General features: G+C 38.5%; 20 protein-coding genes and 6 pseudogenes. 15 read left to right on the forward strand and 11 right to left on the reverse strand.

The genetic code is table 11. The annotated features are described in order from the left end of the window. Positions 1-16 precede the first annotated feature (16 nt). The 6 genes and pseudogenes from AACS92_RS12355 (at position 17) to AACS92_RS12380 (ending at position 4,635) form a co-directional block, all read left to right on the forward strand. Positions 17-652, forward strand: a complete 636-nt coding sequence (locus AACS92_RS12355; RefSeq protein ID WP_099108655.1) for a LysE family translocator — start codon at positions 17-19, stop codon at positions 650-652. Between the two features lie 130 nt (positions 653-782). Further along, positions 783-1,194: pseudogene (locus AACS92_RS12360) on the forward strand (helix-turn-helix domain-containing protein); the annotation flags it as partial. Positions 1,195-1,376: 182 nt separating this feature from the next. Further along, positions 1,377-1,707, forward strand: a pseudogene (locus AACS92_RS21930) (hypothetical protein); the annotation flags it as partial. Next, positions 1,616-2,604 (forward strand): annotated as a pseudogene (locus tag AACS92_RS12370) (IS110 family transposase). The pseudogenes AACS92_RS21930 and AACS92_RS12370, both read left to right, overlap by 92 nt. 869 nt (positions 2,605-3,473) lie before the next feature. Next, a complete protein-coding gene (locus AACS92_RS12375; protein ID WP_099108656.1) occupies positions 3,474-3,893 on the forward strand; it encodes a DNA-binding protein in 420 nt (139 codons plus the stop codon). A 403-nt stretch (positions 3,894-4,296) separates the two neighbouring features. Continuing rightward, entirely contained in the window at positions 4,297-4,635 is a 339-nt protein-coding gene (locus AACS92_RS12380; RefSeq protein ID WP_099108657.1) for a hypothetical protein, read from the forward strand. A gap of 28 nt (positions 4,636-4,663) precedes the next feature. Here AACS92_RS12380 and AACS92_RS12385 read toward each other — a convergent pair whose 3' ends face one another. Beyond that, positions 4,664-5,266 (reverse strand): hypothetical protein, encoded by a 603-nt coding sequence (locus AACS92_RS12385; RefSeq protein WP_153044741.1) that lies wholly within the window; start codon positions 5,264-5,266, stop codon positions 4,664-4,666. 187 nt (positions 5,267-5,453) lie between these two features. Beyond that, positions 5,454-6,413: a tyrosine-type recombinase/integrase gene (locus AACS92_RS12390; protein WP_339373551.1), complete on the reverse strand. Its 960-nt coding sequence runs from the start codon at positions 6,411-6,413 to the stop codon at positions 5,454-5,456. 446 nt (positions 6,414-6,859) lie between these two features. Here AACS92_RS12390 and AACS92_RS12395 point away from each other — a divergent pair. Beyond that, a pseudogene (locus tag AACS92_RS12395) lies at positions 6,860-7,144 on the forward strand (group II intron reverse transcriptase/maturase); the annotation flags it as partial. A gap of 1,458 nt (positions 7,145-8,602) precedes the next feature. On the opposite strand, the gene AACS92_RS12400 reads toward AACS92_RS12395, so the two are convergent. The 3 genes from AACS92_RS12400 to AACS92_RS12410 form a co-directional block, all read right to left on the reverse strand. Further along, positions 8,603-8,977 carry a hypothetical protein gene (locus AACS92_RS12400; RefSeq protein WP_099108662.1) on the reverse strand — a complete coding sequence of 125 codons (375 nt, stop codon included), beginning with the start codon at positions 8,975-8,977 and terminating at the stop codon, positions 8,603-8,605. 26 nt (positions 8,978-9,003) lie between these two features. Then, positions 9,004-10,599 carry a hypothetical protein gene (locus AACS92_RS12405; RefSeq protein WP_099108663.1) on the reverse strand — a complete coding sequence of 532 codons (1,596 nt, stop codon included), beginning with the start codon at positions 10,597-10,599 and terminating at the stop codon, positions 9,004-9,006. 132 nt (positions 10,600-10,731) lie between these two features. Further along, the gene (locus AACS92_RS12410) at positions 10,732-11,217 is read right to left on the reverse strand and encodes a hypothetical protein (RefSeq protein WP_153044742.1); all 486 of its coding nucleotides are present in this window, start codon (positions 11,215-11,217) and stop codon (positions 10,732-10,734) included. A 343-nt stretch (positions 11,218-11,560) separates the two neighbouring features. Here AACS92_RS12410 and AACS92_RS21935 point away from each other — a divergent pair. The 6 genes and pseudogenes from AACS92_RS21935 to AACS92_RS12440 form a co-directional block, all read left to right on the forward strand. Continuing rightward, positions 11,561-11,707: pseudogene (locus tag AACS92_RS21935) on the forward strand (IS4 family transposase); the annotation flags it as partial. A 163-nt stretch (positions 11,708-11,870) separates the two neighbouring features. Continuing rightward, a complete protein-coding gene (locus tag AACS92_RS12420; protein ID WP_099108666.1) occupies positions 11,871-12,938 on the forward strand; it encodes a hypothetical protein in 1,068 nt (355 codons plus the stop codon). A gap of 644 nt (positions 12,939-13,582) precedes the next feature. Further along, on the forward strand, positions 13,583-13,756 hold the full coding sequence (locus tag AACS92_RS12425) for a hypothetical protein (protein ID WP_193756857.1): 174 nt from the start codon (positions 13,583-13,585) through the stop codon (positions 13,754-13,756). A 222-nt stretch (positions 13,757-13,978) separates the two neighbouring features. Then, positions 13,979-14,302, forward strand: coding sequence for an Imm45 family immunity protein (gene imm45, locus AACS92_RS12430; RefSeq protein WP_099108668.1), 324 nt, complete (start codon positions 13,979-13,981; stop codon positions 14,300-14,302). Positions 14,303-14,433: 131 nt separating this feature from the next. Next, on the forward strand, positions 14,434-14,598 hold the full coding sequence (locus AACS92_RS12435) for a hypothetical protein (RefSeq protein WP_193756858.1): 165 nt from the start codon (positions 14,434-14,436) through the stop codon (positions 14,596-14,598). Between the two features lie 406 nt (positions 14,599-15,004). Next, the gene (locus AACS92_RS12440) at positions 15,005-15,181 is read left to right on the forward strand and encodes a hypothetical protein (protein ID WP_193756859.1); all 177 of its coding nucleotides are present in this window, start codon (positions 15,005-15,007) and stop codon (positions 15,179-15,181) included. Positions 15,182-16,174: 993 nt separating this feature from the next. Here the strand turns inward: AACS92_RS12440 and AACS92_RS12445 are convergent. From AACS92_RS12445 to AACS92_RS12460, 4 genes and pseudogenes are all read right to left on the reverse strand, one after another. Continuing rightward, positions 16,175-16,752, reverse strand: a pseudogene (locus AACS92_RS12445) (IS110 family transposase); the annotation flags it as partial. 553 nt (positions 16,753-17,305) lie between these two features. Next, positions 17,306-17,911 (reverse strand): hypothetical protein, encoded by a 606-nt coding sequence (locus AACS92_RS12450; RefSeq protein ID WP_153044744.1) that lies wholly within the window; start codon positions 17,909-17,911, stop codon positions 17,306-17,308. A 439-nt stretch (positions 17,912-18,350) separates the two neighbouring features. Continuing rightward, entirely contained in the window at positions 18,351-18,482 is a 132-nt protein-coding gene (locus tag AACS92_RS12455; RefSeq protein ID WP_255398384.1) for a hypothetical protein, read from the reverse strand. Between the two features lie 31 nt (positions 18,483-18,513). Beyond that, the gene (locus tag AACS92_RS12460) at positions 18,514-19,722 is read right to left on the reverse strand and encodes a toxic anion resistance protein (RefSeq protein WP_099108672.1); all 1,209 of its coding nucleotides are present in this window, start codon (positions 19,720-19,722) and stop codon (positions 18,514-18,516) included. Between the two features lie 507 nt (positions 19,723-20,229). Here AACS92_RS12460 and AACS92_RS12465 point away from each other — a divergent pair. Then, complete coding sequence (locus AACS92_RS12465; RefSeq protein WP_241537877.1) at positions 20,230-20,391, forward strand: helix-turn-helix domain-containing protein; 162 nt, start codon at positions 20,230-20,232, stop codon at positions 20,389-20,391. A 185-nt stretch (positions 20,392-20,576) separates the two neighbouring features. Here AACS92_RS12465 and AACS92_RS12470 read toward each other — a convergent pair whose 3' ends face one another. Further along, positions 20,577-20,945, reverse strand: coding sequence for a hypothetical protein (locus tag AACS92_RS12470; RefSeq protein WP_099108673.1), 369 nt, complete (start codon positions 20,943-20,945; stop codon positions 20,577-20,579). A 274-nt stretch (positions 20,946-21,219) separates the two neighbouring features. Then, a complete protein-coding gene (locus AACS92_RS12475) occupies positions 21,220-21,615 on the reverse strand; it encodes a hypothetical protein (protein ID WP_099108674.1) in 396 nt (131 codons plus the stop codon). A 1,078-nt stretch (positions 21,616-22,693) separates the two neighbouring features. On the opposite strand from AACS92_RS12475, the gene AACS92_RS12480 reads away from it, so the two are divergent. Continuing rightward, entirely contained in the window at positions 22,694-24,451 is a 1,758-nt protein-coding gene (locus tag AACS92_RS12480) for a type VI secretion system baseplate subunit TssF (protein WP_099108676.1), read from the forward strand. The last annotated feature ends 18 nt before the right edge of the window (positions 24,452-24,469 follow it).

Here is a 24,469-nt window from a genome sequence, read left to right on the forward strand (position 1 = left end):
TAAGAACAGGTAATGAATGCACAACTTATACCTTTATACGCTTATTTCAGCGCTAACCATAGCAAGTCCGGGACCCGGCGTTATTTTGTCTCTTACGAATAGTCTAAATTATAGTCTTTCGCGGGCTATACCCGGCTTTATAGGGGTTGCTGTTGGAATGGCCACAATATCAGTTATCGCAGCAACATCTCTTGGCCTTTTGTTGACCAGTTCGAATAATTCACTGATCGTAATTCAGCTCGTTGGGGGCATTTATCTGGCTTATTTGGGGCAAAAGCTTTTCCGGTCAATTCCCCGAACTTTCAAGAACCCATCTCTGGAACTTAGATATGCAGGATTCTGGAAAACATTCCGAGAAGGCTATCTGATAACATTGCTTAACCCAAAGCCTATTGTTTTTTTTATGGCGCTATTTCCCCAGTTCACTAATTCAAGAAAACCTTTTTTCTCACAGTTCATTATTCTTTCAGCTGTATTTTGTTGTTTATGCTTTTTGATCCATTTCCTCTATGGGATGTTTGCTCACATTGTTAAGCAAAAAATGAAAACAGGAAAAGCTTTCCTCGTACTAAATCGTACTGGTGGAATAGTATTCTGTTTCTTTGCTACTATTTTGATTTATAATGGTATTAATTTGGTTTTTTGTGGATAGTGAAAAAGTGTCTAACCAAGTTAACAACATCTATTTTATTATTTTTCCGAAAGAGGGTGGACGCTAACACTATACCCATAGTAATTGAAGATGCTTGATTTTTCATTCCTATCAGATCAAAATCGCGCCCATGAAAATTACTCTGACAGATGCCCAAAAAGAAGCGCTCGAATTGATGCATGATAAGACTCGTGATGGGCGTGTACGCGACCGTATCAAGGCCGTGCTTTTGGCCTCAGAAGGCTGGACTGCTCAGATGATTGCTCAGGCTTTGCGTATTCATGAAAGTACGGTGAGTCGCCATCTGAAGGACTACTTAGCTCGGTCCTGAAAATGGCGGTTCTGAAAGCCGTCTGTCTGCTAAGCAAACAACGGAGTGAGTCGCGTATCTGACGGAAAATTTGATGCACACGACCGCACAAATTGTTGCTTGGATTTGGGCACGCTGGCAGGTGCCTTTCTCTGTGGACGGGATGACAAAATGGCTTCACCGTCAGGGGTTCAACTACAAGAAGCCGGTGGGAACGCCTCATAAATTCGATACAGATATGGAAGTACGCGAATGAGCAGGTACGAAACAATGTCTATTTCCCGGATTCCAAAACGTTCCGTAAAACCCTTCATCATTTTTTTCATGCCACCTTACCCGAAAAAGGACAGGAATTAGCTACCCGGCTGACCGATAATTTCCAGACTTTAATTCCTGCATCTTCAAGTTAATTGCGTATACACCTATATTGAAAATAACCGCATTGATGATCCCGAATTACGGTGAAATGTACCGATATGGTGAACCCATTTCCTCTTCATTTGTTGAATCGACGATCAATGAAGTGATTGCCAAACGGATGGTGAAAAAGCAGCAGATGCAGTGGAGCCAACAAGGTGCGCATTACTTACTTCAGACACGCACAGCCGTACTGAATGATGATTTGAAAACCCAATTTGGGCATTGGTACCATCATGAACACTATCGCACTGATTGGCATCGATCTCGGCAAACATTCCTTTCATGTCCATTGTCAGGACCAATCGGGGAAAGCCTTACTGCGTAAAAAATTCACCCGAACTAAATTGATGGAATTCTTAGCTGATTGCTTTCCGGCAACGGTGGTGATGGAAGCCTGTGCTGGCGCCCATTTCATGGCAAGGCGGATCGCTGATTTGGGGCATGAGGCCAAGCTGATTTCACCGCAGTTTGTGCGTCCCTTCGTTAAAAGTAACAAGAATGATTTTATTCATGCTGAAGCTATCTGTGAAGCCGCTTCACGTCCTTCAATGCGGTTTGTTCAGCCCAGAACGGAAGCCCAACAAGCCATGCGAGCGTTGCATCGTGTCCGGGAATCACTGGTCCGGGATAAAGTCAAAACGACCAACCAGATGCAGGCTTTCCTGCTTGAGTTTGGCATCAGTATGCCCAAAGGGATTGCGGGATAAAACGACTCTCCACTGTGTTGGTTGAACATGAACTTCCCCCTTATCTGGTACAGGTATTACTGCGGTTACAGGCGCATTATCACTATTTGGTTGAACAAATCACCGAGATTGAAACCGCCCTGTCACAGGAGATTGCTCAGGATGATACCGGACAACGGCTGATGACGATCCCCGGCATTGGCCCCATCACGGCGAGTGTGCTTTCCTCACAACTGGGCGATGGGAAGTAATACGCACACAGCCGGGATTTTGCAGCCTCGACGGGATTGGTTCCCCGCCAATACAGTACCGGGGAAAAGACAACCTTATTAGGGATCAGTAAACGGGGTAATAAGACACTCCGGCAACTGTTGGTGCTATGTGCCCGAACGTTCATAATGCATATTGAGCATAGAAAGGGCAAACTGGCTGACTGGGTTAAACTGCAACTTGAACGAAAGCATTCTAATATTGTGGCCTGTGCGTTAGCGAATAAACTCGCCCGGATATCAATGCCTATATTCACTGTCCTATAAGAAGTGACAATCAAGGGCTAAATTATAGCGATATGATGAATGCTAATAGATACAGAAACGGCGAAGCCCCAACTACGGCGAGGTAGTTAGGGCTTCTAGTTGTCTAATACCTAATTCGAGGAGTATAGACATGGTAAGTATACCAGCTAATAAAAACTGTAATACAACAGACATATAATTTTATGAAGATACTCAAACTATTGCAAAAAAATAGTCTGAATACTTCCCCTAATGTTTTTAAGTAAATTATTTTTTAGTGGTAACTATAGAAAAGATAATTGTAGGTACAAAGTATCAACTGATGGGCCATTACAATTGATTTTCAAATAAAAGTATCGGAATAAAAACAAATTGATTAAAAAACAACCAATAGAAAAAGAGCAATTAATTCAGGCTATTGATGCAATTATCATAAAATTACCCCCAGAATTTGTGGATAAAACACACAATATTCTTTTTGTGTTCCCACGACTTGCTCGAGTCTGACAAAACTCCGTTCATCACAGAGGTTGAGACTTTGATTGGTGGAGTTGGAAGACTGATTTTTCCTAATGGTACTGAGCAGTTTATTGACGATGAAAAAGAACTGGTACACATTTATTCATCACAGTTAAAACCAAATGAGCTTGAACGATTTTGTGAGATATTAATGCTGAAATCAACCTCGAACGATTACTGCGGTTACCAAGGTCGGGATACGGCATAGGACTATACTGGAAAAAGAAAGTGATGAGTGCACGGTTGAGAAATATTTCGCCGCAGAATAGGAATATGATTTAATATAAAACAATGGGCTGGTGGAGTCCTATTGTGGTAATAATTACTTACTCATACGTTACTATGGTCGTTTATTGATTAAGAGATCTGTTATGACTAATCGCATTCCGTTAGACCCCAAGTTACCCCCCAATTTTTACGAGACGCCAAGCGATGAACGTTCAAAACACGAATTAGATTGCTGGTGGGATCATCCTTACGGGATCACACAGAAAGATGGCTCTATTGCGGTTTTTTGCCTTAATGACGTGGAGGCAATCAGCCCAACTTATTTGGGGACGGGAAGCGACTACTATTCTGCGTGTTTACTAGCGCAAGATAAGCAGGCTGATTGGGTAAAAATAAGAGAAAAACCCGTCAGGACTATACTGAGCACGGCACCAGATCGTCTTTTTTGGGTGCGGAAAAAACAGTGCCCAGACGATGAAATGACCATCGTTTCTGAAGAGGAAATAAAAAGAGAAGCTATCGAGAGCGTAAGGTTAGATCCTCGTTTCTTGATAATGGACTAGGGGAGTACACCTACGACAAGCAGCATTAAATATAAATAATCGATAGAATCGTAGCTATTTCTACTTTTTGAAGTAAATATTCTTTTTGATTTTTTTAGGGTATTCAAAGGAGTTTTTAAATGAACCTTGAATTTGTATCAAGAATATTTCTGCTTCAGAGTTTTACGTTTATGGTGATTGCCGCCGTCAATAGCTTTAGACCAGCATCAACAGGTGCTGAGGCGGTTTCTAGATATTTTACTAGCCGTTATTTTTATTTATTCCTAATATTTTCATCTGTTCCTTGTTTAATAACTCTGTTAGCATATTAGCCACAACTAGACGATAAAATAAAGGAAGGAAACTGTGATTTATTTCAAGCTCATTGGCTTAGAAATTTCTTAGCAAGAAAGGAAATCAATTAATGTACCTGAAAGAATTTACTCTTTATTTATACAAAGAAGAAAAAGCTAAATTTATCGCTATACTCTTCGTGGTAGTAATGCAATCTTTGGGCGGATACCATCAATTTCTAGACTGGAGCTGGTATTTGGGGGCTGTTCTAGGTGGCATATTGGCTTATATGATGGGAAAAATTTCCCCCGTAGTCTATATGGCCTGCACTGGCGTTATCTTCTTTGGTCTTTCATATGGATTTCTAGCTGGGGCTGATTCAGAAGAAAAAACCCCTTATGTTTATGGACTCACTCTGGGTATATTCGTTATTCTGTTAATTAAAGAGTATCAAAAATACAAAAAATAAAATAAAAATAATGGGTTACAAACATCCCCTAATTCAATGATTTTCGTCTTTTATGCTCCCCATAAGCAGCAAGGATGGTATCTAGGGGAGTCAATTTTCCATCCAAATAATAAAATACACGTATAAATTTCGTACCATACGAATTCGTAACCAAATGGGCATTACAGTGAACATTTAGCCCACCAAATATCTCTAACAAACTTATCGCGCGCTCATAAACTTTATTAAGGCGCGCTATTTTTGCAAAGATATGCTCTTTGATAGCCGTAATTTGTTTTTTCTTCCCCTCGGTTTCTTTCATCGGTTTAATCACAGGTGCCGCAGCTATTTCTTTACGTAAATCAAGCAATTCTTCAATGTGAAAAATAATTTCTTCACTTTTTTCATCTGACAAAATAGCACGAATGTTTTGAGAGTGTTTATCCTGCCAACGGATCAAATCCGCAGGCATAGCGTTGTAATAAAGCGCTGTATAGTACTCATCCTGTCCACTATCTTTGCGATAAGTGAGAAAAATACGTTGTAATTCGCGCTTATAACTTCCATAAGCTCGATTAAGATAGGACAAGCATTCCTTTTGCTTAGATTTTGATGTAAGTCCGGCATTAAAGCCCTCTGAAGCGAGTTGCAAAAAAAATTCTGCATTTTCTTTTTCTTTTTTTTTCCATCATAAGAACTCCAAGTTCGCTAATCGTTTTAAGCCATTATCCGGTCAGAATTTTTCGTTTCTCTATTGCTAAAAATTCTGCGTAGTAAAAATCACCAATTATTTCATGCTATTATGATAAAAACCTCATCATCACTTTTATCATTTTTTCTTATTTGAAGGTTAACTTCTTAGCCGCCTCTTTGAGCCGTTTTGTGCCGCGTTTATCATATTGCTGGGTTGTGGTCACACTGGCGTGGCCCAGTGCATCCTTCACCGTGAACATGTCTTCTCCGTTGTCCAGCAACGCTGAAGCATACGTTCTTCTCAGATCGTGTGGCGTAAATTTCTTGATATTCAGGGCGTTCAAAACCCGGTTGACAATAAAACCGATGGCATCCGCAGTCAGCCTGTCCCCAGTAACATCCCCGTGCCGTCTTATACGGTTAAACAGATAACCGGCGTGATCCCCCCGTACCTGATTGACCCATTTCAGCACCTGTTCCTTGGTTTCGTCAGACATATAGTTTTTACGCTCTTTATTCCCTTTACCGCGAATAAGAATTTGCGAAGACCCAAAATCCATGTCCTCATATTTCAGCCCCGCGATCTCAGCCCGCCTTAATCCACATCCCAGCATGACCGCAAACATGGCCGCATCCCGGATTGACATCACACTATCGATACGCTCTAAATATTGAAATATTGCTTGAGTTTCATGTAATTCCAGCATTCTACCTTTACTGACACGGCTCCCTGAAACCCGTTTTACGGACTTGATATCCTGATACGTTTCGCTGTCGATGAGGCGACTTGATCGCGCTTCTTCCGCGATCCCTTTGACTGCACACAACATGAGATTGATGGTTCTCGGTGCTTTATTTTGCTTCAGTAATCCCTGAATAATAATTTGAACCATCGTTTTATCCAACCGTGTCCAATCAAAGGACAGAAAATCCCCCGGGCCGAATATTGCCACGATGCAATTAATGCATGATCGCATGGTCTTTTGGCTTTTCGTTGAGCGTAATCTCAGCAGATAACTCACGGCAGGGTTGATTTGATGTTTTGCGTAAGCTGTGATGTTAAATGAATTTGTTACACTGTCACTTATTATCACGTTGCTCATCATGTGCCTCATTGTTTGTCTGAAGAGAGATCCCCAAAAAATTTAAAAATTGGGTGACTTTACTCTGAGTATAGTACAGATTTTTTCTTACTTTGTTAAACGCCTATTTAACTAAGTATAGACCATGCATGTACATATGCACAGTAATGTGCTGTGCAGGAACAATAAAGTTTGTACAGATACAATAAAGTTTGTACAGATACAATAAAGTTTGTACATAAGAGCCAAAAAGGACAATAAAGTTTGTACATAAGGAATAGCTTATTACACATAACCTTTTGATATTATTAATATAAAACTATCAAAAACTGCTAGATCAATGTTTGAATAAAATGTCTACTATAGCAACTAACTTTAAGATGCTTGGATTTAGAGTATGGAAATTATCGGTCATCCGGGTAATTCTTTTCTGGGTAATATGGCATGAAAAAATAATGGCGTGTTTAGCGTTTAGCCCTAAATTGAAAGAACTCAGCGAGTTTTTCAGGAAGAATTTGAATACGCTAAATACTATTATCAGGGTTATTAGAATATGGATAAATTATCATGGTATATCTGATAACCAGAAACTAGTCGGGCAATTTATCTACAAAATACTCAAATCATCTACAGGTGGTTCAATCGCCAAGATGGGGGACCAACTAACATGGAAAATACTGGGTTATCCATTGCGCTGTAAAACGTATTCAATATTAATTTCTTGCCAAATACGTGGTAGGACACTGATGCGGTAGGTCCACATTTCCGGTTGTGTATATCTGCCCGGATAACTGGGCAGATATACACAACCATTCTAAAGTCGGTTTCAGTGAACCGGACCTAGTCCAGCAGAAAAATATTATGATCTGCTCAAAAGCAGAAATTATCGGAAATAGCGATTACACAAAATAAGATCCTAAATATGATGATTATTCTAACACTGAGCTAAGAAGTGCAAGAAGTGTTCGATGCTTTGGTGACTTGCTAAACTATTTGCCAAGCATTTTTACCTTTGAAATATCTATATTAACAAGTAATTCCACATACTTAGCGTTTACTTTATTTACCTCGTCAAAATATAGTTCTATTGTAACATCAACCACACTATCTAAATATTCAAAACATGACTGCGATGCAGTTGACAGGCTATTTATTGATTCGGAATTTTATTGATAACCAGTTTATTTAAGGGAGTATCTTCGTAGAGGAATAAGATAAGAGGATAGAGAAATAATTTTTATTGTATACCTATCATGTGCCTGTAAGTAATCATCAGTGGTTTTTTTAATTCCCTTTATATCCGGATTAACTTATCAGATTCAATTCTCGCTAAAATTTCAGGGTCATTAAATTTATCATTATTTCTCAAGTGTTATATAGGGTCATTATCCGCATCACTCATTTGTTTTAGGTATTTAGATTGTAGGGCACCACAGATATAAAATCAGAGTGCAAACTTTTAACATCATCGAAAATAAATGTAATAACTTGATTTTTATCGTTATATTTTAGTTCATTTCTCCAACTTGATATAGCTTTATAGGCAACAAGTAAATTTATCAATACCCCACAAGCGGACAGTAATATAGATATCGCATTTAACTCATCTTTTGAGAAATAACTAAGTACATAATTCACAATTTAACTCCAGTGGTGGATTTGTAATTTAGCATATATGTATCACTCATTCACGTTTAGCTTCTTAAATTAGTGCACAGTTTTTATTAAAAATTCTCTAAAATCAACCAGTTCCTGAAATTTGTCCAGTCTTTTTTTTCGATATATCGCGCATATGTATTATTCCGCCACATAGGCGTGCCATCAGGGAAACTAGGCAGTAATCAATTGATTTAACGATAATAATTACCTAATGTAATAGCGAGACGATAACAAAAGCGAGCGGAGGTAGCATGAACTATATATACAGTCACAACTGTGTCCGCTCTTGGCACAGAGCGACCTGTCAGATTAGATTTAGCTCTGTGCCATAGCTGTGTCAGGTAAAATCTGAGCTAATACAATTAACCTTGAGCAACATCCACATTCATGGAAATTATCTTAAGTCTTTCTGTTCTATTTCTAGGCTCTGTGATTCTTGAACTGACAATGATCTCATTAGTAATGACGGGCCTCTTAAAATAGAGTTCATCTTTTACTATTAGAATTCTGTTAATTATTTCATGAAAAGAAATAACTAACATTGCTAAATACACCTAATTAGGACCAACCCATAAAGATTTAATATAATTGTTAGTGTCACATTGAATTAAAACTTTTTGTCCACTAGATGCAGCATAAATTGCCGTTGCAAGCATAGATTTACCCGCTGAAGAATCAACTTGATTAGCACCCCAATACCAAGCTTGAGTACCTTTATCATCTTTGATTGTATAAGTTGTCCAGTTTGTATAACCATTATATCCTATAGATAAAGAAATAAGATAACCTTTATCGACAGTGCAGTCTGTCGCAGCATACACTTTCCTTATAGGATCAACTTTTGTAAAATTCATAGTATCTTTAGGTATAGCAACTGCTATATCGCTAGTTATACCAAAAAACAAAATGAGTATAGAAAATAATTTCATTCTATCTCCCCTCTTTTTTAAATTATTTATTCATATGTGGTATATTCAATTTTCCAGCTAATTGTTTTGTCTGAGTTCCAACAACCCAACCATCTGATTACAATATTATAGTCATTTTTCGTTGTCACGGTAAAAGCACGATCTAAGTTTGGTTTAACTTCAAATGAGCTTGGTCCTGTATCATAATAACAACTAGAAGTAATATATGATATTTTTGCTATTCCGCTGCCTTTATTTTCAAACTTCATATTATCGGTTGATTCTAAATTTATTGAACGAGGAGCCATGTTGGTTTTTTCTGAATTTTGCTCACGTTTACTAGGCTCTTGTTTATAATTTTTTTCATCATCATATATAATTACTTGGAATTTATTTTCTGAGGAATAGTCACCTGTAGAAGGAGAGCACTTATTCTGACTTCCATCACAAAATAATTTAATATTGAGCTGGCATCCACTATTAGTGGTGAAGGTGCTATACCATGAGCTTAAAGCCCAAGTTTTTGTTGTATTTAGTTCAACTTCGCATACTTTAATCTTAGGTTTAGGTGTAGAGTCCATTAGCAATATATTTGTAATGGGAATTAGACTTTGTGCTAGGGGGTAGATAACAGTAAAATCATTAGAAAAATTATTGCATTGTAAATCACTCAAATTGCTATTTGAGTGTAATTCCGAGAGTTGATAATTACGTCTGCAATTAATCATAGCACGAATCCATCGTCTTTCATTATCAGATAAACCGATCATTCTCAAGATAACATTATCAGAACGGGTGTTATTAGCATTAATGTATGTATAAAGATTTTGTAAATATACGCTTGGATCCCGCCTCATAAGAGCTGGTTGAGGCACATTTGTATAAGTTACTCCTATTTCTAGGTTGTCAAAGCTATAGTCTGCATCTTGAACTGGGCCTGTAATATTAGGATCATCTGGATGAGCAAGACCTAGTGCGTGACCAAACTCATGAAGAATAATGGTATATACAAGATTGCCTAATAATACCTCCTCATTATAATCTCCAAAAATATATCTTAGAACAAACAGCTGATCTTCTGGATATTCTGTGCTTGTTCGGAAATAAATTCCAGAAGATGTAATGTAGTTACTGAAAGGTCTATTAGTGCTTAGCCAATTTAAATTTTCACTTCCAGCTGGTAACACCCGTACAAACGTAGTATTACGAAATAAATCATCTGGTATTCGTCTTATAATAAAATTGCTATTTTCTCGGTTTTGAGCTGGTGTAATACTAAAATTTTGGTCGCGCAAAATTGCATTAAAATAATTCACCGCCATTTCGATATGTGGGTTGAGAGCAATATCAATTGACCGTACCCGAACTCCACTTCTTAATATATAAAAGCGGACTGATAGACCTTGAGTACCTTGACTATCTATAACATTTTGATTGTGTATATAATAACGTATCTGACTACCGTAATTATACGAACTAGAATAAGGAAAAGTTTGCTCTGTGCTTGTCTGAAGGAAAAATGAAACACGTTTATTGATTGGATCATTTGCATCAAATGCAGCGTAGCTTTTCACAGCCGAAATAAACAGTATTATGTTTATAATAAATATCATTTTCTGACGTTTAAAAATAAATTCATGCATTTAATTTCCTTTGATTTTTTAAATTTATTAAATGGAATATTTTTTATAATTGGTGATTTATATAGAAATAAAAAATATTTATTTTCAATTTCTATCATCTATCAATACAAGCTTTGGATAGGCATTTCTAAATTACCAAGCGTCTGGTCCGACCCATAAGGACTTTATATTATAATGCCCTCCACCACCTCCTAAAACACATTCAGCCATAATTTTTTGTCCGCTGGAAGCGGCATACATTGCAATAGTTTGGGTCGCTTTACCTGCATCTGTATTTGCCCCATATTGTGCCCAATACCATTCACTATTTTTTCTATTTTTATCTATAACCGTGATAGTTATCCAATTTTGGATATCACCAGTTGTATTATAGCCTCCATTCCCGATAGCAACAGAGCTAACATAGCCCAAATAATTATTCTTATCGGTACAATTTTTACCAATTGAAGAACTGATTAGCTCAGATTTAAGTTGAGTAGGTTCTTCTTTTGTAATAGAATCCAATTTCATTTTATCAGTTTCTGCATGAATAATATTTGCAATACTAAAAGTCAATAAGCTAATAGTTAGTTTTAGAATATTTTTTATCATATTTACCTTATATTTGTTTTCACGCAATAATCAACTTCTATAATATGATATTTTGCATAATGTTACCCATTAATATTTATTACGAAAATGATAAATATTAATCCTAAATTAATTTAATATATAAATTATATTTTTCATATATTATATAACCATATTAATAATACACTATGTCAATTTTCTCTGAAACAGTCGAAAAAACCATAAAGTAATTTGCATTTTTTAACCATAGATTACTCCAAATCAGAAGAGATGCACGATAAATTGATAGGAACATTCATTGAGAGTAACTATTTTATTTCATAAAAAATCTAACTATTGGCATCATGACCATCCCGCTCGTCACTTCTCCATTAATGCGACAGAACCGTATTATGTGAGTTGTCAGGAAACCAATAACGATAAAAAACTGAACTGGCACATTCTGACCTCAGAACCGGTAACATGTAAAGAAGATGCTCATCGTATTCTGGATTACTATGAAAAACGCTGGTTCATTGAAGAGTTTCACAAAGCGTGGGTGGCGGGACACAGGTCGAAGTGCTGCGGATCAGGGTAAACCCATTTTTCTTTTTTTAGACCCGTTTGCGCTGTTCGAATCCTGTCAATCACTTGACTTAATCTTGTTCACTCACTACAGTGTATTACACTACATAAAAACGTATTACAAAAAGGATATCAGTATGAAAGTACCCTCATCATTTCGATTTCCAGAGCGCCTAATGAATAGCTTAAAGGCTCGTGCGGAGTCGAGAAATAAGTCTTTGACTGAACATGTACAGACAGTGTTGGAAGCGAGCCTAGACAATGAGGATTGTGAAAAAAAACATTACTTTGAATTAATGGAACATCCAGATGAAAGTATTTCAGACATTTACGTAAAACTCTTCAGCGCAAGCAACACTCAGGCTACGCGTTTAAGTCTGTCTGAACTAAAGTTCATGATACATTATTGTCATCATGCCTATCTTTATCACCGTCACGCAGTGAGCAATGATTATATTAAAGTGATCATTGATATATCACTGGATCTTGTCGAAGCATCATTAAGTGAAAACATTACCTTTAACAAACATTATGTTTATCGCTGCTTCGATCTGTCTGATGAAAACCTAGATGGAACTATCAGAAGTATAAAAGAAGTCGTTAATAAGTGTATCGACAGCACCTATGCCGAATACTTAACCCGCCCATTAGAAAGTGCTGCGTTTAACTTTTCGCAATACCGAAAAGAAACCATTGATCTGATTTTCACCAAGGAAAGATTGCAAAAATTATTCCCCCTCGTCACCCGCGGAATCCTTAAAAATAATAAAGAAAAACAGAGAATAAAAGAGTTTGCTCAAAGCACCCCTTCACACCGAGTAGAGTTCAATGTCGATGATTTGAATTTCTCCATAGTTTGCTATGGCAGCGAACTAAAATACGATGAACCTGCATCTGTTTTCTTTGTTATCGAAGGAAAACATTTCATCAATCCATACTCATTAAAACGCTTACTCGCGATAATTCGTTTAATAAACCGTGATGAGTTAGATAATTTTTCCACATTATATAATGATTCTGATAAGGTTTCTATCTGGCCACCTAACCTCGCCAATAAATACGGGACTATAGATATAGACTCATTCAGATTGTTGTATGAACCCGAACTTTACAATGAATTTAAAGAGAAGCTCCTGAAGGCTATTGAGGACGAAAAAATGTCTGCTATACTGAGTGCCATGAAGATAATGCACGGGGATATTTAACCAGTATCCAAAATCATTAAAAATTGTGTCGTATTCCCTTAAATCGCATACTGTCATTCTTGCGACGAAGGTGCATCACGTTACCACCACACTACAATAATGTCTCAACACAAAAAATGACGGTCCTCTATATCTTGGTTAACGGTTATGTCCTCCGCGTAACCGCTTTTTTTTACCCATTTTCGGTCATTTCCTGTAGCTGAATTGGAACACTCTTTGATTCGTCAATCACCAGAAAAAAATATTACAATTATAAAACAAAAATGACAATATAAAGGCGTCCAATATCAGGGCAACCGCATGAGTTACAAAAGTGTTAATTTAAACAATTGGTCAACATAAAAATCTTGATCAATTCACTTTAAATGATTAATTATTGAGCGTTAAATTAAGCCCCTATCATGTTACGTCGGCTTAAATATTGAATATTGAATCTATTTTGAAATATTTATTTAACAAATAATCAACCCATGCGGAAGCCCTGCGTCCAATATCAGGCATTAAACACTCTCAATTTTACCAACTTAAAATTAGATTTATGGGTTAAAATTAAATGACAACAAATACACATACATTATTTGATACAGTTACTCATGAGAATATTGGAGAGCCTTCAAAAGAAGTTTGTTTAGTTGAATATGCTGATGAGCGGGCTAAACCCGTATGGCTATGTCGATAACCCGGTCAATTTTGTTGATCCTTTAGGGCTAATAAAATGCTCTACTTTACCTAATGGTCAAACAGTTGCTGAGTTTGAAAAAAGCCTTGTTCGCCTACCTGTACAAGAAAGAGTTCCGGTAGTAAGAGAAATGGCATAAAATGTAGCCAAAGAAAACAACTGGAAAACAGCCAAAACATCGAAAAATTAAATAAAGGAAGAATAATATATCAGGATAATAAATATTATTATTTTGTTGATACACAACATGAACGATTTGAAAAAGTTGCTCCCATTTAGGTGAAGTAGATATGAAATTAAATGATATCCCTAATAGTTTTGATAAAAGTGGCGGACATGATTTAAAGGTAAAATAATTATAATAAAACTTGTTGATTATAAATCCGACAGTATATCTAGAGGATGTGTATTCAGATTCCCTGCTATCTGGCCATATGAATATTTTGTGGATCTTTTAGTGGTGAATATTCCCGATGACTATTCTCGTCATGGACTTGTTGTATCTACAGGACATAAAGCAGGATTATTATTAATTCAATTACCCAACGAGAGCGAACATATAGATAAAGTAGCTTTAAAGAAAGAATGGGTAATGTCTAATTGGAGTAAGTGGATTTATCCAGAATGTGACGTGAATGATGTATATATTATGGATCATTATTCACCACCATTAGCAATTAATTAAATAAATGCCGGAAAGATCCCCGTAATCTTCCGGCTTTCTTCTTTTTAAGAACCGTTCATTCCCTGTCTTTAGTTGCTGTAGTAGTCACCAATCACTTCTCGCATCCTCCGCTTAATTTCGCTGAGTTGGTCTTGCTGGCGCTGGTACTATTGCTTAATTGTGCGTGTGTCGTCACTATTAGGGAACAGCACAATGCAGCCATCCATAATCATGACGGTGAGTGTGCCACCAATATCGAATCTGGCCTTCTTAAGCCACTACATGGCGGTAGCCGGGAAAAAAAGTACTGGAATTAAACAGCCCAAAAGTGCACTTCGGCGTTTTAGGTTCGCGGTGATGGGCAGAATAGGTAAACAAAATAGGTTTGAAATTCTAAGTAAAATTATGAGAAATGGTTATAGATACGCTTTCATAGATTTCAGTGGTAGATCAAGCACGTCTACCATTATAAGCCTGCGGCGAACAAGATAAGGAAGATTAACAGCCAAAATATAGTGGTATTGCAGTCTCTGTGCGATAGTGTGTAGTGCAGCGACCAACCGAAATAACTTTTGTTTTTTATCCCTTGTTCTGTCCTCTTTTAAGTTTTATAGGCGGTTGGCTTTTTGTATATACTCTCGACTACACGCCCATTTCGTTGTCCTAAAAACGTCAAATGTCAACGAACTGAGCAATAACCACACAGTTGTTTAGGTGGATTTCATGGACCAGTTTGATACTACTGATATTTTGTTAATTGCCATCGCACTCGTTGCCTTTGGTGGGCATTTCATCTACTCACAGTACAAAAAGATACGTGAACGTAGCGAAGAGCATCGCCAGCAGAGTGAACAACCACAAGTTTGGGGGAAAATAGAGGACGATTCGGACAAGCGGTAAAATCTCAGCTCTTATTTTTTCGCGCTCATAAAGGCCCCGAATTTCGGGGCACTTTATTATATTTTTACACGGAAGGTAAGGAGAGCAATGAGTCTGATATGAAAGTAGATCAGATTTACTCAAGCTTAAAATTCATCAAAACGAATATTGCGAAAACAACAATTCATAGTCTCTTATGATCTCATTGAAAACAAGATGATGATTTGTAGTAAAGTCAATGCTTACAGCAAGGTGGTGTTTACCAAAATTTATCCACCAGCCATCTATTACAGGAGTAAATATGTTCAGGAAGTCAGCTAAACAAAAACGGCTTGAAACTCTAAGTAAGATCATGGGAAATGGTTATAGATACGCTCTCATAGACTTAAGTGGCGAGATTAAGTCCACCTATCGCTACAAACCTGAAGCGAACAAGGTGAGAAAGATTAACGGCCAAAATATAGTATTGTTGCAGGATCTGTTTGACAATGCGTTGTTAAATAGGTGATGTAAAACATCATCTTATTATCTCACTCACTAATTAATGAAAAAATAAATTATTTATTTCTCCGCAATAAAAGGCTAGCTTGCTCAAAAAAGTTCAGTGATGATGTTTATTCTGTTGTTAAAACATTTATATCCTTTATAAGTATTCGCGAGAGATTAATTACTGTGACAGTAGGGGATTTACTGGATTTGACGAAAAAGGCGCTGCGCTGATTGTTAACCTATTTATTTTTCCATATCACAGATTAAATCTATGGTTATCCGCATTTTTGCAACACTCATTTTGATGAAATTTTGGCTTGCTTAAATCTATCCGGCGTCACTATAGGCAAGGATACCTGCGCCTCGATGAGTTCCGAGCCTGATGTGACTAAAAAACCACTCGCTTTAATAAGCCATCTTAACCTTTAGGTTTTTCATCAGGCCGATAGGCCGTTTATGTCATCAATTATCAGTCTTCGCAAAACCAGTGGGGTACTGTTCAAATGTATTAATTATGGTGCAACATCAGGCGTCAAATATCGTATATTGCGTTGTGATTGCCCAAGCTAATCCGGGCAAATTTATTTGCCAGTGCACAAGTCACCACATTGGAATGTTTTCGTTTAAGTTGCTGCCTGACCCAATGAGCCAGTTTGCCTGAATAATTATCCAATTGCAGCATAAATACTCGAGCACACTGCACCAGTAATCTGAGAAGATTCTTATTTTCTCGTTTACTGATACCCAAAGGGTATTTTTTCCTCCCGTGTTGTATTGCTTGGGAACTAATCCTGTTGATGCGGCAAAATCACGACTTTTAGTATATTGTCGGCCATCTCCTAACTGTGAAGAAAGTAAGCTGGCAGTGATTGGACCAACACCCGGGATGGCCATAAGACGCTGAGCTGTATCATCCGTTATAATTATGTGTTTTAGTTCAGCTTCCAACTCGGTTATTTATTAACAATATAGTGATAATGGGTGTGTAATTGCATCAATAATCGAACCAAATAATCTGGGAGTTCGTGTTCTGCCAGCACTAACGATAAGCGTTTAATAACAGCATCTCCCCTCGGTAAGCTAATTCCAAACTTGAGTAAAAAGCAGGACTTTTCCCGATTGGGCCTGACAATGGGCATGAAAGGAATGCTTGCCGAGATTGATACCAATGAGTCCGATGGTGTTCATGATGGTAGTTTCTAATCAAAGATAATCACGCTGTTAATATACCGTTGCTAAGGTGAGGGCGACCATCTCGCCACCTACTTCAGTAGGTGGTAGTGGGGTCTGAAGTCCAATGGAACGAAAACGTACGTTATTGATATAACTGTCTGATATATAAAATATAATTGACATATAAAAACACCGTCCAAAACGGTGTCTTTTAAATCGAAAGATGGCATTTAATGGACAACGTTGTCTACTAATCGATTTTTCAGACATGTATTTTTATCTTATCGTACGTTTTCGTATGGTTGGCCCTCAAACCCCGTTAACAATTGGATTTTTAACATAACATTATCTTATGTACACTACTTGTGTAACACCAATATAGTAATGTCACTTTTAAGAAATTTAGAATCTTCACTTTTTGGGATTCTTCGGCGGAACCCACAATTGGCGTATGAACAGAATTTTATTGTTTTTCCACATCGCCTATAAACATCGTTCAGCCCTGAACATGTTGCTGAATGAGAAGACCCAAAGCAAAAAAAACAACCCGCCTAAAAATGAAACAATCATCATCGCATTTATCAGAAAAATTTGGATTTTAACCTGTAAATCGATGTCCTTCGTCACTATCTCTGTGTATATATTAGTAGATTTAAAGCTAGGAAAAGACTTCGCTTTATCAAAAATAGCGTAACCTGTGCGACTATTAATCATGGAGTTTTCGGCTTTATCTATAGCCAATAAAACATATCCGGATAAGGCCGCAGAGGCAGAAATGTGTTCAACCCACTCCTTGTCGCCTTTATTCTCGGCATTCGCCATAGTTTGTGCCAGACCAACACTTAGCAGCTGAGCCTCTTTAATAGAGAGTACATCAAGCAGATTTCTGACATCACCCTGACTAACAGAGTTATTTTTATAGGCATTAGTCATGATGTGGTTAACCCGCTCAGAGTATCTTGCTATGCCATCCAGATACCTCTTCACATCACCAGATTTTATGTAATCACCAAGCTCAATCGTCACTGAACGTTCTTCACTGCTCATTGATTTTGTATCAGAGAAACCAATGTTGTCTAAAAACATCATTCCCAAAACTCCACCAGTAACAAGAAACATTATCATGATGTTTCGACTTATTATGAAAACACCCACCACACAGAGTAATATGAATACCGTCATTACATTTCTGATAGGAATTATATTATTTGTTATGCTGCTAAACCCTGTTGAGACTAACGATAATGAAGCATCGGAAGTACTGTTTATGACTAGATCTATTGATACTGGCGCATGTTGTGAGACTGATGCCAAGGTTGGGTAATCGGAAACCAACTGTGTCGATATGAAATACATGACCCCAGCCAGAACGAAGAAAGTCATTGAAGACAGTAGGTAAAAGCGTACCTTTCTTTTAATCTTTTTTATTACTTTGGATGACTCAATTATTTCATTTTGAAACCGTTTCTTTAGCATATGTTATTCGGCTGTTGTAGTTAAGCCGCTTTGACCGGCGTCGTGCTGAAGATTATTTTTCCATACCTGAGATGAGTCGTTGGCGACGTTCTTCCTGCCATTTCTCTGCTCGTCGCTCCAGCATCAGATGATTGCCTGAACTGTTTTTGTGAATGTCTTTTACTTCTGTGATAGTTTCAATCATTAACTTAGATATTCTATCTAGCGTATCAACGTCATAAACAGCTCGGTGGGACTGCATTGGCAATGCGAGTAGAGTTTTCTTTCACCAGCTCAGCCTGACGTACTGCCAGTGCGTTAGTAGTGTTATCAATAGCCTCTGTTAGTTTTACTCCACTGTTTTGTTTTTCCAATGCATCAACGATCAGATGACCACGCTTGGCCGCAGGCAATGTCATTTCTTCGATTGAACGAAATTTATCAATCATGGTTAGGTTGTTCTGCTGGATCATACGCAGCATAGTCAAATCATCATACGATTTCTGCTGACTGGTGATCATATCTGAATGGCGCTTTTTCAGTGCGGAAAGCTGGTATTCTATGCCGTTTATCTCTACAGCTAGCAATGTGTTCGACTTATCTTTTTTGAATTCATCCTGTCGCCTTTTTAGTTCGACTTCAATCGTGTCAATTGCCAACATAGAAGCGACAATGTTAATACCCTGCTGACGTACATCAACGATGACTTCATTGTACATCACGTCAAGTTTGACGTTCTCCGTCAGATAACCTGTCGAAATTGACTCGATACCATTAGTTAATATGTCGATCTGTCCCTTAACGGGATCAAACCGACTAAGCGCCCGGCGCTGTATAATAGTAAGCTGGGAAATAAGGGGACCAACAATAGGTACTTTGCTCACAGCTAATTGGAAACCGGACGGTTGCACTGATTCACTAATCTGACGGATTGGCTCAACTACTTCATTAAGCTTTCTGCCTGCCTCACCCTGATTAATAACCTTCACATTCTCAAGCAACGTATCAAGATAATGTGTATTGCCAGATTGTTGTCGTCCAAAATCATGCACTGACATGGCATCATCCAGACGGATGCAAGAAGCTGATTGTTTCTCATTACTGTTTTCATATTGATGTAAGAACTCAGTACCGGCCTCAATGTATTGGTTAATTACTGCAATATCTTTGCAGTACAGACCCCTTAAACCCTTAATCAAAAGAATGGAGTATTGAATTTGCTCCAGCATCTGAGGAGTCATCTTCACTAACTTTTCTACACGGTGACAATAAAGATTGAATTCGATCAACTTCGAGTCAATGTTTCCGGTTAGACTATTCCATAATCGACCAAAGAAGCCTGCATTTCTGAATCTATACAGAATTTTGGAATTTGCCCTACTAATACCGTCCACCAGCTCAGCTGTTAATATTTTTACCTCTACATCATCAGCACAGCGTTGCATTAGCTCTTAGATAGAAAAAATTTTCCCACCGATTTCCACCATGTCATTGCTCTGAGTTTTAAGTATCGGTCCAAAATTTTAATCTCTCAGAGTTTAATTCCCCGTCGCTTGCGACGAACAAATAAGAATTGAACGATGCGAAGCGGGTGATTTCATATCTAAATACCCCGCTGCTTGCGGCGGGGATGTTTATTTACCGAGCGTATCGTTGACATAGGTTGGTAACTGGTGTTTCAGTAAGCTCACTTTCAGGACTTCATTCATCGATTGTCTCTGCCACGATCTTAGCATGGGGTATTTAAGGGCCGAATAGTGTATATAGGAATTTCCACCCATCAATGGCATTCGCCAGAGGAAATAAATTATGTTATATCCCCATCGTCATTGAAGATGCTTGATTTTTCATTCCTATCAGGCCAAGATCGCTCCCATGAAAATGGCTGTTCTGAAAGCCGTCTGTCTGCTAAGAAAACAACAGAGTGAGTCCCGTATCTGACGGAAAATTTGATGCACACGACCGCACAAATTGTTGTTTGGGTTTGGGCACGCTGGCAGGTGACTTTCTCTGTGGACGGGATGACAAAATGGCTCCACCGTCAGGGGTTCAACTACAAGAAGCCGGTGGGAACGCCTCATAAATTCGATACGGATATGGAAGTACACGAATGAGCAGATACGAAACAATGTCTATTTCCCGGATGCAAAAACATTCCGTGAAACCCTTCATCATTTTTTCATGTCACCTTACCCGAAAAAGGACAGGAATTAGTTACCCGGATGACCGATAACTTACAAACTTTAATTCCTGCATCTTCAAGTTAATTGCATATATATATTTTTTACAATGTGTCAGACTAATTGAAATTATCGACTAGCTTATCAAACATATCCTTAGATTCCACCGCTTGATAAAATCCATTTCCAGTTATTATCGGGGTAATTATGCGAGTGTTTTTAAATACCAAATTCCCATTAAAGAAAACAGTTACTGCTTTACCTATATTTTCTCTCAAAAGATGATCAAACGGATAACTACAATCAGAATTATCTTTAACCTTAATAAAGATAGTTTGATTTTCTTCTTTCGGCACAAAACGCTCTATACAGGATTGGGACAAGTGAAAGACTGTATCATTTATTTTATAATCGAGGGAGGTAGATTTCTGTTTTGAAACACAACCAGAAATGCCAATGATGAACAGTAAAATGATTATTCGCATCATATTAATAATCCATATAGAAAAACACCTATGTAAGATAATATCATAAATACTACAATTGTGATATTTTTAGCCAAATTTTTATCCTTTTTAAAAAAAACATAACGGGGTTATAAGCCGGAATCGTCCAAAATTTTGTAAAGGCGTTTATGAGACTTGATGAAGTGACAAAAAAGACCTTTATAATAAGGTCTTTTTTACTTTTAAGAATAAATCGACTTATGCCCAACTCTAAATATTTTTTAATTTCATTTTACATTGTCCATTTATCTATTATTTACTGACTCATGTCAGAGTCTGTGTTTTCTTTATTATTCGTCTTTATGGCTGATGCAATGCCTATAAATACAGCCAATGATCTTACAGTTTCCTTTATCATTGAAAATTCGTGATATAGAGTCTCACCCATTAGTTCATATACATATCCATCAGTGGATATACCAATATAAAAAAAAGATATCGTCAATAGTGTTGCGTAACCATATGCTAAATTTTTACTTTTGTTTGGTGAAAGGTGATATATTATTGTTCCACCTATAAAGTATACTATGAAATTAATTACATTCCTTAAAAATATTTCACCTATATCTATATTTAGAATAAATCTAGTTAAAATTCCTAGCGCTTCAATTACCAGCATTGGGATTAATAAAAATAACATCCATTTTTTCATTTAAAACGGTTTCCTTTCAATTTGACTTCATTATAATCTAAAAACAATTATTACATTATATATCTCTGAGGTTGGATAAATCTAATTTTAATTTTCGTTACAACAAACAAGGATTGTGCTATACAAAAAGTGACCGCCCTCAACCTCTGCGGATAACGCAGATTTTACATAGCGTCATCAGCCGAAACTGAAATGTATAATGTGTTTGGCCGTTATGTTGAATGGGTGAGCGGCGATAATGACAACAGGCCGCCACCAATTTACACATATGGTGAATATCTACGTACGATATGGGGCAAAGAGTCCCAAATCTAGATGTGATTGCTCTGAGACTCCTAACCAACTAATTACACTTGATGCATGGATTTCAGTTACAGTTGCTGCATGGACTTGTCGCGGACGATCATTATCCCAAGTTATAACGTTCTCTTTCCTTAGATCATAGAGATCAAGCCCTGGAAAATCCTCTTCAGAGTATGTGCTCCACAAGGATATTAATGCTTTGAATGAAATTGTGCCTTCCCTACTAATAATCTCACAGAGCGTCATCATTGGTATCGATTCTACACTATTTTTGTTCATGATAGTTCCTTTTAAAAAATACTGAGAAAATTGTCTTTTCCCAAAAATAGAATCTCATGATTTTTAATCATAGAAGATTTGTGGCAAGTTGCGTAAAATCATCAACCTTTATTTTAAATATTCTTCCATTTTCCGTCGGGTTCGTCCCTTTGGCATACAGTTCATTGCAAATGGTGTGTACTTTCTCTTGGATCGAGTTGGTATCAGATGTAGTCATTATTTTTTTCCTCCGCTCGGTGTGATCAAAGTATAACCACCCCAAAGAACGAACAATGTTCGTTCGCCTAATAGAACATCCCCATTCTGTATTCATCGAGCCAGAGAACCCGATTTTTTGTCGCTATCATCGTGTCAAAAAATATCAATCACATTTGAAAAATTAATCAATAGCGCCGTAAAATAGTGTATAAAATCTCAACACATTGTAATTAGTCATAAATTTTTCCTACTCAATGCCGATTAATTATTCATCGGAACATCAGAGAAAGATGAAGAAATGAAAAACAACAAGGAATCGCTGTATCTGCGAGAACGCGCCTATTTGCGGGATCTGGCACAGCGGGTGGCGAAATACTCGCCGCATCTGGCCGATTTTCTGGTGACATCCCGTGATCCCGATATTGAACGTGTTTTTGAAGCCTTTGCGCTGTTGATTGCCGGTGTGAGGGATAAGCTGGAAGATGAACTGCCCGAAATCACGCACGGTATTTTGTCCCGTATCTGGTCGCTGGCATTGTGTCCCATCCCACCGACCACAATACTCGAGTTTTTTCCGGTCGATGATGAACATCAGGGCAGCGTGGATATCCTCGCGGGCACAGCCGTTTCAGCCCCCAGTAACGGGCAGTTACTCACCTTTAAAACGTGCCGTCCGCTGCATCTTGAGCCGTTACTCGTTCAGCAACGTACGGTGAGAAAAACCGGCACTCACAGTGAAATCATCCTGACCCTGTGTCAAACGGGCACCCCCTCCCCGGTCTGGCAAAGTGGCGCATTAACGTTTTTTCTGGGAACTGATACAGAAAAAGCGGCACAACTCAGCCTATGGCTGGATCAACATTTGTGTGATATCAGCCTGACCACACAGGGAACGCGGCGAAAACTGGGTTGTTCCCCTTATGGCTGGCATAACCTGTTTGATAGCCCGGTGCTACCCGTGCCCAAAAATACGTATTCCGGCCTACAACCGCTGGTGGAGTATTACGCCCTGCCTCAGTTGTATAACTTTGTGACGCTCGATATCCGTAGCCACTGCGTGGAGGTGCCACTGAATGCAGACGGCACCTTTGAGCTGATTTTTCGTTTCGAGGGTGAATTGCCGCTGGATAATGTCGATGAGGCATTTTTGCTGGGGTGTGTCCCGGCCATTCATCTGGAAAACCGCGCCAGCCCCCCCATTGCATTAAACACGGACAATCACCGTTATTCTCTGCCGCTGGGGGGATCAGTGCGATTGTACCGGCTGCATGATATTGCGGTCATACAGCAACCCGGTGACAGTACGCAACGCGGTACGCCTTATCACTGGCTGCCGATTGAACAGTTTACCCCGGCCGGGCACTGGCGGGATGAGGGAAGCCAGCCTGATACATTTTACTACCAGCCTCAGACCGAGCGCGATTTTCTGGGCAGAACCCAGCACCAGTTACATTTTTTTGATGTGACGGGCAAACCGGCAAATGCCTTGCCTGCCCTGTCGGTATCAGGCCATTTCACGGGCTACCATGTGCAGGCGTGTGCGTTGGTGAAAGGCGCGATTAACGTGGCACAGGAAGACGTCCCGTCTCATCTCTGCGTACACAATATCACATCGGTAACAACCGATTACCCACCGCTGTTACAGGATAATAGCGGCTGGCCGTTGCTGTCCTGCCTTTCCAGTCCGCCGATGATGTTGTTTGCCACTGACAGCCTGAAACAGTTTCTTCGGCTGTTTGATCCGTATGCTGACACGCCCCGCCCGCTAAGCCGTCAGTACCACCAGCATATTGACGGCATTGTGCTGGTAGTAGAGCGTCTGACTGATCGCGTACGGCTGGGGCGTCCCATTCGCGGGTATTTACTCTCGCTCACCCTGAACCCGGATTATTACCGTAATCCGGGGGAGATGTACCGTTTTTGCCGGTTAATCAATCAGGCGATGGCGTGTTTTATCAGTCAGTCTTCATTTGTCATGCTGGAAATCTTCACCCCGGACAGCCGAAAAGTGAGGTGGAAGTTCTGGCATGTCGATGGATTACGCCCGGATATGTAATGGATTCAGGAAGTATGA

It is taken from the genome of Xenorhabdus sp. KJ12.1 (assembly GCF_963876495.1).
GTDB lineage: Bacteria > Pseudomonadota > Gammaproteobacteria > Enterobacterales > Enterobacteriaceae > Xenorhabdus > Xenorhabdus stockiae.